The organism is Evansella cellulosilytica DSM 2522, assembly GCF_000177235.2.
In the GTDB taxonomy this organism is placed as follows: Bacteria; Bacillota; Bacilli; order Bacillales; family Salisediminibacteriaceae; genus Evansella; species Evansella cellulosilytica.
Genome location: NC_014829.1, coordinates 1,012,327 through 1,028,131, shown reverse-complemented (window position 1 = coordinate 1,028,131; position 15,805 = coordinate 1,012,327). Strand labels below are relative to the sequence as shown.

Genomic DNA, 15,805 nt, shown 5'->3' with positions numbered 1-15,805 from the left:
AAAACAAGGAAAGAGGCTGACATAAGAAGTGAAGACACCTCTTGAGCCAACCTCCCTCCTATTCATTTTATCGAACTGATCTTGCACCTAAATAGCGTTGGGACCAGTAAGAGTTATTCATACTCGTTATTGTTACACCAGTAGATGATCCAGCGTGGATAAATTGGTTATTTCCAATAAAGATTCCTGCGTGTGATGGACCTGATGTGTATGTTTCAAAGAAGACGATATCGCCTACTCGTGGAGTAGAAACTGGTGTCGTTGCATTCCAAATAGTTGCAACTGTTCTTGGAATACTAATTCCTTGTGTGTTAAATACATATTGTAAATAACCACTACAATCGAATCCACGTGTTGTTGAACCTCCCCAAACGTAAGGAACACCGATATGTTTTCTTGCTTCTTCAATCAACGCCTCAACATTAAAGCCTTGTTGAACTTGTGAAGTTGTGTTATTTGTGCTTGTGTTATTTGTGTTGCTAGATGATGTTAACCTTAACACTTGTCCTACACGTATAACGTCAGATGATAGGTTATTAAATTGTCTTAATTGATTTACTGTAAGGTTATGGTCTGTTGCAATTTTCCATAAGCTATCTCCAGCTCTTACAGTGTATGTTGTAGCCGATTGTTGCTGTGATTGATTTCCTGACTGTGCTTGAGGAACTTGTAAAACTTGTCCTACTCGGATTAAATCAGAGTTCAAACCATTAAGTGATCGTAACTCAGCAACTGTAGTATTGTAATTTCTAGCAATAACAGAAAGACTATCTCCTGATTTTACTGTGTATGACCCTACATTTTGTGTGTTATTAGACACTTGTTGCACATTTGATGAAGATGGTATTTGTAACACTTGTCCAATACGAATCAAGTCTGAAGATAAGTTATTTAATGATCTTATTGCATTTACCGTAGTGTTATGATTTCTTGCGATAACAGACAAGCTATCACCTGATTTTACAGTGTACGTTCTCGCCTGTTGTGCTTGTACTGTAAGTGATTGTCCTACAAATATAGTAGAGGATGATAAGTTATTCCACGTCATTAACTGTTGAACAGTTACTTGATTGTTATTTGCTATTCTCCAAAGTGAATCTCCTGATTGAACATGATATGTTTGTGCATCTACTTTTCCTGTAAATAATAAGAACGCCAATGTAGCAGTAGTTGCTGCAGATATCAAATATTTTTTCATGTTGTAACTCCTTTGTGATGAAAAATTTTATTAGTTTATGAATCTATAAAAATTGTAGTATGGAAAATAGTATTTTCGTACGCATAAATATTGGTTGAAGTAGTAAATCATGGATAGTGTTCTTAATAGAGGTAAAATTGGAAGTGTTCATCTCAAATGATTTGATCAATATTTGTTAGTATATATGCCTTTCAGAACTATATGGATAAAATTAGCGTTTGACATTACATTTCTGTAACAGTGAAAAAAACTATCCAATGTACGGATAGTTTGTTAACTTATGGGATATATAAGGATAATATCACCTTATTTTTCTCTCTGAAATATCGTGACACCAGGAGTTACTGATAGTGCTTGTATGATTGTACCAACTCCTTGAATCCATTTCCCAATATTTCGTAACTGATCTCCCAGCTCCTCTTCAGACTTTAATTTGTTCGTGACACCTATTGCTTCTACGATTGCACCAATTGCTTGTAGTTCATTCCCGAATGCTTTAGGAGGATTATCATCACTTCTAGCAACCGCAGTAATATAGGATCCTAACGCTTGCAGAGAATCACTGATGATTTCTAGCTGATTGTTTATTTCTTCGTTATCATCCATTAATTCATGATAGGCTAAAACGGCATTTCCTTCCGAAGCTATTCCTTGAATCCTATTGCCTAATGCTGCAAGTGAATCTTCATTTGCTTCAGCTATCATAAAGTTTCCTATACCTTGGATACCATCCCCGATAATTCGAGTCCACTTTCCTATCGTACTATCTTGTATTTCTATACTTACACCAGCCGCAGCAACGTTTGCACCAATTGCCTCTATCCAGTTTCCAGCTATATAAAGAAATTGTTGTTCTGACATAAGATCGCCACCCTTTCGTGTTCAAGCGGTTAGCAGTAAGACATAGCGATCGTTAAAATTACTTTTATTGTTTGTATTGCAATGGCTACGCTCGCCTGATAGGAGAACCCCCCCCTATCAGGCTTTTAACGATTGCGACGGCTACGCACATTGCTTAGGATCACTGAAAAAGTAATTATTCTTTAATTATCAGTTATTATTATAAGTTACTCTGTACATAGTGTTTGATGATCCCTGCACAAGCTCGCTTTCCGTGGAGAGTCGGCAAGCCGCTTCGAGTTCTCTACGCTGCTCTATCGGCACTTTTTCTCTTTTGACATCTCTCTATATGCTCATAAAGCTTCTCTATCTGCACTTTTCCTCTTGCATTATCTCTCTATATGCTCATACAGTTACGGATACGCTCCAAAGCATATGCTCGTATAGGAAGAGACAGTAACCTCGCTTGATCCAGTTTCATCAATTCGTTCTTAAATTATAGATTATGAATATTAATATACGATAGAATCATGTTTTTCACTTTTTCAGTGCCCTCAAAAAACACCCCTTATTCAGTGCCTTCTTGCTATTCCCGCTGGAGTCGCCACCTTTCGTTTCACCATGCCGAAAAAAGCAACGAATTTCACGAAAAAAGCCTTATTTTAAAACATAGTACACTACCACTCTGTATCATAGAGATATGCTCTTTGTGCCCCCACAGCTTGGTAAGCCGTACCAAATGCTTGGATCCATCCACCAATTGTTTGAAGTACTTGGCCTCGATTATCTTCTTCATCCTCAATTTTTATATCATATAACACGCCGATTCCCTCGATCATAGCACCAATTGATTGTGCGATGTTACCTAACACCGTTAGTGGAGCCGTGCCTAATTTATCAATCGACTCAACGTATGAACCTAATGACTGAAGAGAGTCCCCTAGGATTTGTACTCTTAAGCTCGTTTGTTCATCAGCTTCTTGAAATACAACTAAATACTCTGATACAGCATTGGAAAATGTACCTACAGCCTGTAACCAATCTCCCATTTCAGCAATACTACTTTCGTCCTCTGCGATTGCCTGTAGGGTGTTTCCAATGCCTTGAAGACCGTTTCCGATGATCCCTTTGTATTTACCTCTAATGACATTACTTCCAAGCTCTTCCGTTTCCGCAATAGCAGCAATTGTTTGTCCAGCCGTTTCAATCCAGTTACCAATAACGTCTAAAAGTTGATTATTCACATCCATCCGCCACCAATACAATGGTTACATGCTAAATTTGCCTATTCATTGTTTTTATGATATTCATCTACAAGCAATTTGGTTAAAACGAGAGATTACGTCTTTTTCCGTGATGGTTACGATTCGAAAAGTTGTAACACAAGTCCTCATATATATTTGATATAATTGAAAATATATTAGCTATAAATTATATAGTTTCTATAATGAAGGAGAGATTCACGATGAAGGAAGCTAATACTGTTGTTATTGAATGTTCCATTGAAAAGGCGCTAAATGTAATAGGAGGTAAGTGGTCCTTTTTAATTTTAAAAGAACTTTTTGAGGAGAAAAAAAGGTTCGGTGAGCTACAAAAATCTATTAAAAAAATTAGCCCAAAAGCTTTAACAGACACTTTACGCCACTTAGAAGATAACGAAGTATTAACCCGAACAGTATATCCAACAGTACCTGTAACAGTAGAGTACTCATTAACGGAAAAAGGACAAGCATTGCATAAAATGATAAAGGAAATGAAGATTTGGGGATCGACGTGGGCATAGAGGAATGATAGAGGCAAGCTCAAAGTAAAGATTTCACTATTGAGCTTGCCTCTTTATTTTCCCTCTATTTAATTGGCAACCAATTTAAAACTTCTTGAATTTTTCTATCCCAGTAGCCCCATTCGTGGTCACCAGGACCGAAATCTGTCGTTAATTCGATAGTCGTTTGTTCGCACGCTTCCTTAAATGTCATGTTGTCTTGAAAGAGGAAATCCTCTGTTCCACAACATTGATAGAGGAGTGGCTTTTCTTGCTTGGCATCTACTTGCTTCATTAAATAAAGCAAGTCATTCGCCTCCCCAATCGTTCCCTCCTCACCGTATATGAGCTCGAATACACGATTCATTGGATTATCTTCTGTTAAGTTTTTTATATTTCCTTCCATATCTAGCGCTCCAGATAAACTCGCTGCTGCTGCAAAGCGATCTGGGTAGGTTAGCGCCCATTTAAATGCGCCATATCCACCCATAGAGAGACCCGCTACGAAGTTTTCTTCACGTTTGCTTGAAAGCGGGAAAAAAGATTGGGCTAGCTTTGGAAGTTCCTCTGTTAAAAATGTCCAGTATTTGTTCCCGTATTTCATGTCTGTATAAAAGCTTTGGTGCACTTGGGGCATGACGACAGCTATTCCCATTTCCGCGACATATCGTTCTATCGATGTTCTTCGCGTCCAAATTGTGTCGTCGTCACTAAACCCATGTAATAAATACAGCGTTGGGTGACGCTCGCCTTTCACTTCGTTTTGCATTCCAATTTGTGTTTTTGTTTGCTGTGGTAAAATAACCGTCATCGATGTGCTTAAAGTAAGGACCTCTGAGAAGAATTGACATTGTATAAGTGCCATAAAAGTGCTCCTTTAGTTTATATTTTTTTCTATTAATCTTGAAACAATAGGTTGTCCATCCCATAAAAGGTGACTAGCAGCTTCTCTTTTCTTCATTTCAAGTTCTTCTAGTAATAAGAAGAAATTTTTAGTAGGTAACTCTCCTAACGCATGCTTCTCTGAAAGCCTGTTAAGATACGTTCTCATTGCTTGCAAGTTTTTTGATGCATTATTCCCAGTGTCAGAAAACTCATAAAGAACAGAAGCATAAGGACTTCGTTGAATACGATATGTATTAGCTACTCTTAAAAAGAAGTCCCAATCCCAATAATTTTTCACTTCCAAATCAAAATTACCAGTTGTTTGATGGATGGCTTTTTTATATAAACATCCAGAAGGAACAAAGGTAGAAAACGTCCTCATCGCTTTTAGATCATATTGATACGCAAATAAACGGCGACTCTTTACATATCGGACATTTCCCTTCACTTCATAATTAATAATCTCTACATCTGAATATACTAGGTCGTAGTCTTGCATTTGCGATAGCATTTTTTCCATATGACTCGGCAATATTATGTCATCATCATCGATCAGCATGATATATGTTCCTAGTGCTTTTTCGATTCCAACATTTCTTGCATAAACATGATTTTTATTTTCTGGCAAATTAATAATTGTGATGTTTAATTCATCATATAAGTGCTTTAACACTGAAATACTTACCCCTGCATCATTAACAATAATTACTTCGAAGTCTGAAAAAGTTTGACGAGACAGCGCTTCAAGTAATTCTCCTAACGAAAATAGCCTATTATAGGTTGGGATAATAACAGAAATGGTTGGTTTTTTATCCATCGCATCCTCCATATTCTTATGTCTAATTTTATTATACATGAATGACTTTTACTAATGGAAGACGCAAAGAGGGTAACTCGATAGGTTAAGATTAACCTTTTTGAGTCACCCTCCTCCAGCATTTTTAATAGCTATACTTTTTCAAATGTGTACTTTAGCTTCATCTTTTAAGAAATGAAATGCTTCATCATATGAGTTAAAGTGATATTCTTCTGAGTGGTTTGATTGCTTTGCTGTACGCTTAAGCTGCATTTTGGCAACTGCACCTTCAACTACTACTGCGGCTCTCTTCATTCCCGCCTCTTTTAACCATTCCTGGTGCTTTACTAATTCCTCTCTTGTATCTTGCTTCATCACAGTGACATCTACCATTTCTACTAGTACGTCAAAGCCACTTGATGGAAACCCTTTTAATAGCTCTGTAATTCTATTAGTTGCTTCACGAACTTCCTCTGGTTCAACCATGCCTGACCATTTTATGTACATTATTTTTTTGCTCACATCTAATACTTTTACTTCAAACATATAACCCCAGCTCCCTTGTATACGTTATGTATAATTTTTATATAAGTTTATTATAATCTATAGTTTTAATTAAAGAAACAAATATGCTTAGAAATTATATTTTAATATTTTTCAATAAAAATAGATGGAAAGTATTATAAGCGTTCAACAGAATAGAGAAATAAAGGCCATCTCAATAGATAAAAAAACTTAAAGACAGCCTCTACACAACTCATCAATACAGAAAACTCATAAGTAAGCCTACTAAATGCTATCTTCGTGCTATTTCCTACGATTTTGTTAGCAATTACTTCTAATACTTAGTGTATTTTTCTATACGCTCTTCTTTCAGCGTATGAAACACACTTGACACATACTTTCATCTCATTCCCTATATCATCCATATATTTACTAGGCTTTTTACATTTATGCTTGCATATTGTACACTTCTCTCCAAATAACTTTGACAGCATGTATAATAACCTCCTCAAAAAATGTCATATGCTACAAAACTTATGAATAGCCTTTCATAAGTAGGAAAATAGTTACATGCACTATACCCTTTTATAAGTGAAATTACGATAATTATTCTATGTTTACAGCAGTTAGTTTGTTTCCTACTAAATAATTACTATTTTTTCAGAAAATTATAAAAAAATAACACACATTTTCAGAAATGTGTGTTATATTATTTATTATATTTATATCATATTAAAGCTTTAAAGGAGGAAATAACATTGAGTCAATTAGATGGTTCTCGTGAACAATGGAACTCTCGGTTAGGTTTTATTTTAGCAGCAATGGGTTCTGCAGTTGGTTTAGGTAACATTTGGCGTTTTTCCTATGTTACTGGAGAAAATGGTGGAGCGGCATTTTTATTAATTTATCTTTTATGTATTCTTTTAATTGGTCTACCTATTATTATGGCAGAGTTTACAATTGGACGACGTGCTCAAAGTGATGCAGTCGGCTCATTTGAAAAGCTTGCACCTGGTAAACCATGGGTATTAGCAGGTATTTTAGGGGTAGCCTCCGCGTTTATTATCTTATCATTTTACGGTGTTGTTGCCGGTTGGTCAGTGTTTTACTTCGTACAGTATTTAATTGGCGGATTGAACGCTTCACCTGCAGATGGTTTTGATGGCTTCTTCGTTGGATTCATCAGTAATTCATGGCAGCCGTTAATTTGGCAGTTCCTATTTATGGCATTCACAATCGGAATTGTTTTTGTAGGGGTTAAGAAAGGTATTGAAAGAGCAAATAAAATTCTCATGCCTTTACTTGCTATTTTAGTTATTGTGCTTGCTGGCTACAGTATGACTTTAGGTGGCGCTCAAGATGCTTTAGCTTTCCTATTTAGTCCAGATTGGAGTGTATTAGGTGATCTAGATGTATATTTAGCAGCGTTAGGTCAAGCGTTCTTCTCACTTAGTTTAGGTATGGGTGCATTAATTACTTACGGTAGTTATCTTAAAAAAGAACATAAGCTACCTGGTGCTGCAGCAAGCGTTGCAACATTAGATACACTTTTTGCAGTTATTGCTGGTCTTATGATATTCCCTGCCGTTTTTGCATTCGGAATTGATCCAGGATCAGGTGCTGGTCTTGCATTTATTACTTTGCCTGGTATTTTTGACAACATGGCACTCGGTCAAATGTATGGAATTTTGTTCTTCTTCTTACTTTCAGCAGCTGCATTATCATCTGCTGTATCACTATTAGAAGTAGCCGTGGCTTACTTTATCCGTAAGTTCGATTGGTCTAGAAAGAAAGCTTCTCTTATTATTGGGGGACTTATCTTCTTACTTGGAGTTCCTGCATCATTAGGAAATGGCGTATTAGGTGGCGTTTCATTCTTTGGGCAACCAGACTTAATCGATAGCTATGATTTCCTAGCATCAAACATCTTCCTACCATTAGGTGGTCTGATCATCGCCTTGTTTGTAGGTTGGGGCTGGAAGAAAGCCGAAGTACTTAAAGAATCTGACTTCGGAAACACTGGACTTGGTAACACGTGGATATTCCTTTTAAGAATCGTTGCACCAGCACTAATCCTCATTGTATTCATCACAGGATTAGGAATTTTTTAAAAAATACTAATAGCTGGCCCAATGGGGTCAGCTTTTTATTATCTTTTCCTTTATATATACATCTAGGTATTTTTTACAAAGAAATGGTTTTGTCCTTCCTTTTTATTCAGAATTTTTCCAATTTATATTATGATAAAGCTAGATGTGTGTAATGGAGGTGAGTGAATGTGGCATGGGGTTTTGATGATCTATTGTTAAATATATTATTTATTTTATTCTTCTTACTCTTTGTACCACTCATCCTAGATCAAATTAATACTTCTCATTCAAAAAAGAAATGGATCATGATCGTTTCATTTAATTTAGCCGTCATTTCCTGTATGATTTTTCCGATTATTTATGAAGATGGCATTTTAGCTGATTTACGTTATTTAGCTGTTCTTGTCGGAGGACTTTATGGTGGTTGGATAGCTAATGTATCTTTGCTTCTTACAAACATTATCTTTAGATTCGTTTTTGACGGACCTGGCACTTATACTAATATTATTTTAGCAACTCTTCACTTTTTACTTATTACTTTTACATACCGACAATTTAAGCTACTGTCAAAAACAAAAAAAATCATTTTCAGTTCAACATTGGCTTTGTTATCGAGCGCTGTAACTATCGGGATTATACTAATCGCGTTTGATAACTTTATTACGATCTATACTGGATTATTTTTCATTGTGTTACAAACTCTCTGCATTGCCTTAATCATTTACATTACAGAAATTATGCGTGAAACAAGAATGTTGAAAATAAGAACAGAGAAAATGGAACTAGTTAGTCAATTAGCATCGTCTATCTCACATGAAGTTCGTAATCCACTAACAGTTGTTCGAGGTTTTTTACAGCTTTTACAGCAAGTGGAATTACCTAAAAAGAAAAAAGAAGAATACGTAAAGCTAGCGATTAGTGAGATTGATAGAGCTGAAAGCATCATTGGTGATTATTTAACTTTTGCAAAGCCTAGTAAGGAAAAAGAAGAGTTTTTAAATACGAAGGAAGAATTAGAACGAGCACTAGAAGTAATTAAACCGTTAGCTAATATGAATTCTGTCGCGATAGAAACTGCTTTTCACCCCTGCTGGATCAGAGGAGACAAGCAATTATTTCAGCAATGCTTACTTAATATAACAAAAAATTGCATTGAAGCAATGCCAAATGGTGGGACATTGAGAATTCATACACATTTCGATGGTAATAAAGTAGTCATCCATGTTTCTGATAACGGTATTGGTATGACAGAAGAGCAGCAAAGAAGGTTAGGTGAGCCTTATTATACGACAAAGGGGAAAAAAGGTACTGGCCTTGGTATGATGGTCGCTTTTCGTATCATTGAAAATTTTAACGGATCGATTTCTGTATCGAGTGAACTACATAAAGGTACTACCTTTACTCTCTGTTTACCAACATTAAACACTGATACAGAAGAAGTCGCTTCAACGAAGGAATAAAAAATGAGAGAATAGCCTCGCAGCTATTCTCTCGTTTTTTCTTTCTTTTTAGATAAAAATAGCGGTAGGAGTGGTACTCTGTTTTAATGGAACATCGCAGTTTCTACTAAGACACCCTCCCCTCTTTATTATCGCTTACTTTTAGCTTCTAATTCTTGAATGATCACATCAACAGTACTCGTTGCTAAAGCTTCTGACATCTTTGCTTTCATTTTTGGTCCTTTTTGTTGTAAATCTTCTAAATTGGTTAAAAGACTATTATTGTTTAAATGTTCTTCCTCGAGCATGATCGCATAACCCTTTTTCTGAAACGATTTCGCATTTAAAATTTGGTCACCCCTGCTTTGATTTCTCGTAAGCGGAATGATTAACATCGGAATGTTTAAGTGTAAAAACTCAAAAATGGAGTTAGATCCACCACGACTAATCACGTAATCAGTCGCAGCTAGTACATCTGAGAGTTCCTCATTGAGATATTCAAATTGCTTATATCCCTTTTTATTTTCTAAGTCAGTTTCTTTATTCCCTTTACCACAAAGGTGAACGATTTGGTATTTCTCCAATAATTGTGGGAGCGTACCTCTCACAGATTCGTTTATTTTTTTTGATCCTAAACTCCCACCCATAATTGTTAATATTGGTTTATCAGTCGTAAAGTTTAGGAATGATCTTCCTTTCACTGCGTCGCCGCTGAAAAGCTCTTTTCTAATTGGTGTACCAACAACTTTCGTTTTTTCAGAAGGAAAATAATTGGCAGCCTCTTCAAAGGACGTAAAAATGTTAGTTGAAAATCGTTGCGCAATTTTATTCGCTAACCCAGGGGTAATATCACTTTCATGTAATAAAACAGGTATTTTTAACATACTCGCAGCAATTACTACAGGTACCGTTACAAATCCACCCTTAGAAAAAATGACTGCTGGCTTTAGCTTCTTTAACACCCTTCTAGCGTCTCTTATTCCTTTTAAGACACGAAAGATATCAGTAAAATTCTTCTTAGAAAAATATCTTCTAAGTTTTCCACTTGAAATACAATGGTAAGGAATATGTATGTTTTCGATTAACTCCTTTTCAATTCCATCATAGGAACCAATATATTCTACATTCCAGCTATCGTCTAGCTCATTGATAATCGCAATATTTGGTGTCACGTGCCCTGCCGTTCCCCCACCTGTAAATACAACTGTCTTTTGACTCATCGTACACTCACTCCTTCTTGGCAGCACTCCGAATAAATGTTTATCTATTAATAGTTATGTTAACTTCTTCTATTCTAATTATTGTTTCTTGAAAAAGTATACCATTTTTTTATGATTAGTGTTCTTTCATTTTCGGTAAAAAAAGTGTGTGTCGTAAACGCCGGATTATGGACCTTTTCGACACACGACTTAGTTATCGTTCTCATTTTTTATGTTTTGTGAAAAAGTAGGACAGCTTTGTGTGGAGATCGACACATTTTTACCCTCTAATAATTATAAAGACGAAGTATGCAATGTACACAAGTGTTAAAACAGACCCTTCTCTTTTTGAGACTTTACATTGAGTAATCGCAAAAATGAGTAATACAATCGTTAATACGATCATAAACCAAATATCAGCAAATATTTTCTGATCAATAGGTAGCGGTGTGATAATCGAGGATATCCCTAGAACAAATAAAATGTTAAATACGTTACTACCTACAATATTACCAATAGCAATCTCACTTTGTTTTTTTAGTGCTGCTGCCATTGACGTAATAAGCTCCGGCAACGACGATCCAATGGCCACAATCGTTAACCCAACAAGCGTTTCACTCATTCCAAAAGTAATGGCTATACTCGTACTGCTTTCAACTACTAAATACCCACCAATAATAATAGCAGCTAATCCTGCTATCGTAATGATGATATTTTTCCCCCAATCTTTTCTACTCGTCTCAACTGTAACCTCTACAGTTTTATCGCGACTATTCCTTGCAACTTCAAAGATGTAATACAAAAAGATACAAAAAAACAAAAGAAAAATAATCCCGTCACTTCGCGTAATGACGTTAACATTTGTTTGCTGTAAAAACGTATCACTAATGAGCACTAACAAAACAACACTTGCTAAAAACGTAAATGGTATTTCCTTCCGTATCGTTTCACTTTGCACTTTAAGCGGAAAAATAAATGCTGTCAATCCAACTACTAGCGCAGTATTTAAAATATTACTTCCAACAATGTTACCAACCGTAACACCGGCGTTGCCTTCTAACGCAGCAATGATACTAACCGTTGCCTCGGGAGAACCAGTACCAAAAGCAACAATAGTTAAGCCGACAATCATCGGTGGAACCCTTAGAAGACTTGCGATTTTAGAGGATCCCTCTACAAAGTAGTCCGCGCCTTTTATAAGCAAAACAAACCCTAATAATAATAAAAAATAAGTCAATGTAAACACCAGCCTCTGTAACGGATAAACTACTCCGTATTGTTAACATGTTTAGCTGAAAACATGAGTTTTTATTTTGAGAGTTAGTTGTCTGTGTTGGTCTGGTGGTCATTGGTTGTTGTCGCGCGGGGTAGTTCTTATTAGTTTGTTTTTTCGCGCAGCGCTTTCTTCACTTCTTGCGATTTTTTTGGTAAAAGGCGGATGGTGCGTTGCCTTATTTATATGACACGCTTTTGCTTAAGGTGCGATGGCGACTTCTTGTTTGGAACATTATTTTTGATTTTTCGGGCAGCATTCAACTTGTATGATGACCTTCAGAACATTTTTTCTGCTTTCTCGGGTAGTATTGACCTCGTATGATGACCTTCAGAACATTTTTTCTGCTTTTTCAGGTAGCATTGACTTCGTATGATGACCTTCAGAACATTTTTTCTGCTTTTTCGGGTAGCATTGACCTCGTATGATGACCTTCAGAACATTTTTTCTGCTTTTTCGGGTAGCATTGACCTCGTATGATGACCTTCAGAACATTTTTTCTGCTTTTTCAGGTAGCATTGACCTCGTATGATGACCTTCAGAACATTTTTTCTGCTTTTTCGGGTAGCATTGACCTCGTATGATGACCTTCAGAACATTTTTTCTGCTTTTTCGGGTAGCATTGACCTCGTATGATGACCTTCAGAACATTTTTTCTGCTTTTTCGAGCAGCATTGACCTCGTATGATGACCTTCAGAACATTTTTTCTGCTTTTTCGAGCAGCATTGACTTCGTATGATGACCTTCAGAACATTTTTTCTGCTTTTTCGGGTAGCATTGACTTCGTATGATGACCTTCAGAACATTTTTTCTGCTTTTTCGGGTAGCATTGACTTCGTGTGATGACCTTCAGACAATTATTTCTGCTTTTTCTGACAGTGCTTCTCCACACCAATGGTATAGATCGTTCGTCTTGATTTGTATTTTTAGGAATATCAATCTAAAATTATCAGAACCCCCCAAAAAAAACTTTAACCAGCACTTTTTTCACGCTGATTAAAGTTTCATCTGGAATGCTATATATATCTATGTTGTTATGACTTTAATAGTCTTTCTCTTCCCTTCGCAGCGAGCATTTCTAGTTTATCTTTATAATACTTCGCATCACTAGATGAGACTGCTCGACTTAAATTGAATTTAAATGTCACAAACATCTCATATTCTTCCTCCGTCAATCCAATTTCGTTAACTATTTTTTCTTTTACTTCCATCTTTTCCACCGCTCCTTATGAATGAATAAAAAGCCCCTCCTTTTGAAGAGGCCACTGAAACGTACAGATCACTTCTTCAGTGCCTTTTGATTGAAGGACTCCTTTTGTTGAAAAATAAAGTGTTGCAACAAAAATATAAAGATTGCTTCACGTATTTTAAATAATATGCATATGATTGCTAGTTATGACAGATTTTTTTAATAACTCCTTAATATCTTGGATACTACTTTCTCATGTCTTATTTTCACATAATAAGAAACCGGATTATTCATTTTGGATCACTAATTAAGAGTCGTTGCTTTTGTATCTATGAATCAGCTTAACTTTTGTTTCATTATTTATTGAGTATCGTTCCTTCATAACACCCTTAACCCGATTTACCATCATTCCGAACTTGATTTCCCTTTCATTCTCGAGCACTTCGCTTCCCTTCATTTCTCGCTTCACGATTTGGAAAATATTGTTCATCCCAAACGGCTTCATTCATTTCATTTGCTATTTCTAGTACTCTTTCTAACTTATTTTCTGTTTCTTCGTCAACATATATGAGATTGATCGTTTTTGCTTTTGATGTTTGTTCATCGTCTTCATCATCTACAAACCAAGATAGCGTGACAAAATCATTTTCAACGTTTTCACCTAAATATACTTCTGTTCCATCACCGAGCCATTTTTTCATTGTGCTGTTATAGCCAGGATAATCAAAGTTATAGGCTTGTATAATGAGTCGTGTCCTCGTTCCTTGATCTTTCCCTATCGCTGTAAATTCAACACCTACTTTTTTCCGTTTATCAAAGTCAATGATGTTTATTTCGGTAAATCCATCCGTTTCAAATGGGATCTGATCCTCGGTGATGTTGAGATGAAATGGGATGGCATCTAGAGCTACTTGAAAATCATCGCTACTATAATATGTTGATGTATCAACAACACCAACCTCCTGTAACGAGTCCGTTTCTAACTGAAAAATTTGAGATTCATATTTTTCAGGAATACATCCTCTTAAAATAAAAACAACCATTATAATGATGATAAAAGCCTTTTTCATGGCAACCTCCCACACGAGCACGATATAAATGAAAAACTTATAGTACAACCTATTCCAGCTTTTAAAAATTACGACAAAATTTTTTATGAACAAAAGTCATAGAAAACAATAACGTGTTTTCCACCAACAATAAAAAAAAGGTAACCAATACATTGGCTACCTTTCATTTCATATTCAATATAAAAAAATTAGCTACTGTAAATCGTGGAGAAATTGAAAACAAATGATGAATGTTGAATTTATATTGCTGATAGCGCTGGCCAGTGCTTCTTGACCCATTTTAGTAGTGGTAAATCCATTCCCTGGCCTGCAACTACAGACAAACTAGTAGGGATGCCGTCTGTATGGCCTAATGGTAATGTAACTTGAGGTAATTTAGCTAAGCCTGCGATACACGTTAATTGCATCGTTTTAGTACGGCGATCTTCTAATTCATTCTCTGATAAGTGAAGCTTTGGTGCTATATCAGGAGTTGTAGGAATGAGAAGGATAGTATGATCGCCTAGCAGTTGTTGCATAGCTTCAGTGATTTCCTCTCTCATTCGCTCATTAGGCTCCTTTAGTGACGGATCTAATGCGCTAGCCCATTGAAATCTAGCTCTTATATCAGGGGCAAATTCTGGTTGTACCTTTTCAATCCATTCTCCATGCGTTTTCCAAATCTCTAAACCTTGTAGCGTTCGGAATACATTACTCCACTCCATTAACCCTTCCTTGGCGACGTTTCCAGTTGTAGCTGTTAGCTCACTTTCTACATAATGGACATATGGCTTTAATGCATGAACCATCCCTTTACTTACTAGTTCCCAACAATCTTCTCCTAGAAAAACATGATCAAATGCTTGATTTCGATGTTCATCGCCTTTTACAATTACTTGTCCAACAAGATGTAGCAGTGCTGGATCCTTCGTCATCCATCCAACAGTATCAAAGCTTGAAGCTAGTGGTATGGCTCCATCAATACGTACACTCCCATGCGTTGGGCGAAATCCGAAATTCCCACAATAAGCTGCAGGGATTCTGATAGAGCCTCCTGTGTCTGTTCCTAAGGAAAAATCGACCATGTTTGCTGCAACCGCCACTGCTGATCCACTAGAAGATCCACCAGGTACCCTTGTGTGTTCCACTGGATTAACTGGTGTACCATAATGCATGTTTTCCCCATTTAAGCTGTACATTAATTCATCCGTAATCGTCGTTCCTAGAAGTGCTGCACCTTCTGCCAATAGCTGCTCAACAACAGGAGCATTACTGTTAGCTGGTTCATGACTCTTTAACCAATCTGGGTTACCTGCAGAGGCCGGTATTCCCTTAATGTCAAATACATCCTTTACTGCAAAAGTCTTATCTACTAGTTTCCCACTGGTAGTGCGCTTTACTTCCATCTCACTGATAAAGGCGTTGTAGTTCATCCCGATCTCTCCTTTCTATTCGAAGCTGTCTTTTCTCTACACACCACCATTATAAACTTGTCCCATATAAAATGAACAGAATTCAAAAAAATGTATATAATCTTACACAAATGTTACCCTTCCTTTATTTTTCTTGTACATTATTTA

General features: G+C 36.4%; 14 protein-coding genes. 3 read left to right on the top strand and 11 right to left on the bottom strand.

Going from position 1 to position 15,805, the window contains the following annotated elements; all coding sequences use genetic code 11:
• Positions 1–67: 67 nt before the first annotated feature.
• The 3 genes from BCELL_RS04600 to BCELL_RS04590 all read right to left on the bottom strand — a co-directional run bounded on the left by BCELL_RS04600 (position 68) and on the right by BCELL_RS04590 (position 3,282).
• The gene (locus tag BCELL_RS04600; RefSeq protein WP_013487519.1) at positions 68–1,198 is read right to left on the bottom strand and encodes a C40 family peptidase; all 1,131 of its coding nucleotides are present in this window, start codon (positions 1,196–1,198) and stop codon (positions 68–70) included.
• 306 nt (positions 1,199–1,504) lie between these two features.
• A complete protein-coding gene (locus tag BCELL_RS04595) occupies positions 1,505–2,059 on the bottom strand; it encodes a DUF6944 family repetitive protein (RefSeq protein WP_013487518.1) in 555 nt (184 codons plus the stop codon).
• A gap of 656 nt (positions 2,060–2,715) precedes the next feature.
• Complete coding sequence (locus tag BCELL_RS04590; RefSeq protein ID WP_013487517.1) at positions 2,716–3,282, bottom strand: DUF6944 family repetitive protein; 567 nt, start codon at positions 3,280–3,282, stop codon at positions 2,716–2,718.
• A 221-nt stretch (positions 3,283–3,503) separates the two neighbouring features.
• On the opposite strand from BCELL_RS04590, the gene BCELL_RS04585 reads away from it, so the two are divergent.
• Positions 3,504–3,821, top strand: coding sequence for a winged helix-turn-helix transcriptional regulator (locus tag BCELL_RS04585; protein WP_013487516.1), 318 nt, complete (start codon positions 3,504–3,506; stop codon positions 3,819–3,821).
• Positions 3,822–3,885: 64 nt separating this feature from the next.
• Here BCELL_RS04585 and BCELL_RS04580 read toward each other — a convergent pair whose 3' ends face one another.
• From BCELL_RS04580 to BCELL_RS04570, 3 genes are all read right to left on the bottom strand, one after another.
• On the bottom strand, positions 3,886–4,665 hold the full coding sequence (locus BCELL_RS04580) for an alpha/beta hydrolase (RefSeq protein WP_013487515.1): 780 nt from the start codon (positions 4,663–4,665) through the stop codon (positions 3,886–3,888).
• Positions 4,666–4,677: 12 nt separating this feature from the next.
• Positions 4,678–5,502, bottom strand: a complete 825-nt coding sequence (locus tag BCELL_RS04575) for a glycosyltransferase family 2 protein (RefSeq protein WP_013487514.1) — start codon at positions 5,500–5,502, stop codon at positions 4,678–4,680.
• Positions 5,503–5,643: 141 nt separating this feature from the next.
• Complete coding sequence (locus BCELL_RS04570; protein WP_013487513.1) at positions 5,644–6,027, bottom strand: STAS/SEC14 domain-containing protein; 384 nt, start codon at positions 6,025–6,027, stop codon at positions 5,644–5,646.
• Between the two features lie 716 nt (positions 6,028–6,743).
• Here BCELL_RS04570 and BCELL_RS04565 point away from each other — a divergent pair.
• Together BCELL_RS04565 and BCELL_RS04560 are read left to right on the top strand one after the other, a co-directional pair.
• Positions 6,744–8,096, top strand: coding sequence for a sodium-dependent transporter (locus tag BCELL_RS04565; RefSeq protein WP_013487511.1), 1,353 nt, complete (start codon positions 6,744–6,746; stop codon positions 8,094–8,096).
• Positions 8,097–8,263: 167 nt separating this feature from the next.
• Positions 8,264–9,535, top strand: a complete 1,272-nt coding sequence (locus BCELL_RS04560; RefSeq protein WP_013487510.1) for an ATP-binding protein — start codon at positions 8,264–8,266, stop codon at positions 9,533–9,535.
• A 128-nt stretch (positions 9,536–9,663) separates the two neighbouring features.
• On the opposite strand, the gene BCELL_RS04555 is transcribed toward BCELL_RS04560, so the two are convergent.
• The 5 genes from BCELL_RS04555 to BCELL_RS04540 form a co-directional block, all read right to left on the bottom strand.
• Positions 9,664–10,734, bottom strand: coding sequence for an undecaprenyldiphospho-muramoylpentapeptide beta-N-acetylglucosaminyltransferase (locus tag BCELL_RS04555; protein ID WP_013487509.1), 1,071 nt, complete (start codon positions 10,732–10,734; stop codon positions 9,664–9,666).
• Between the two features lie 259 nt (positions 10,735–10,993).
• Positions 10,994–11,950: a calcium/sodium antiporter gene (locus tag BCELL_RS04550; RefSeq protein ID WP_013487508.1), complete on the bottom strand. Its 957-nt coding sequence runs from the start codon at positions 11,948–11,950 to the stop codon at positions 10,994–10,996.
• Between the two features lie 1,071 nt (positions 11,951–13,021).
• Positions 13,022–13,198 (bottom strand): hypothetical protein, encoded by a 177-nt coding sequence (locus BCELL_RS22455; protein WP_013487507.1) that lies wholly within the window; start codon positions 13,196–13,198, stop codon positions 13,022–13,024.
• A gap of 406 nt (positions 13,199–13,604) precedes the next feature.
• Entirely contained in the window at positions 13,605–14,246 is a 642-nt protein-coding gene (locus BCELL_RS04545) for a hypothetical protein (RefSeq protein ID WP_013487506.1), read from the bottom strand.
• Positions 14,247–14,485: 239 nt separating this feature from the next.
• Positions 14,486–15,658: an amidase gene (locus tag BCELL_RS04540; RefSeq protein WP_013487505.1), complete on the bottom strand. Its 1,173-nt coding sequence runs from the start codon at positions 15,656–15,658 to the stop codon at positions 14,486–14,488.
• Between the last annotated feature and the right edge of the window lie 147 nt (positions 15,659–15,805).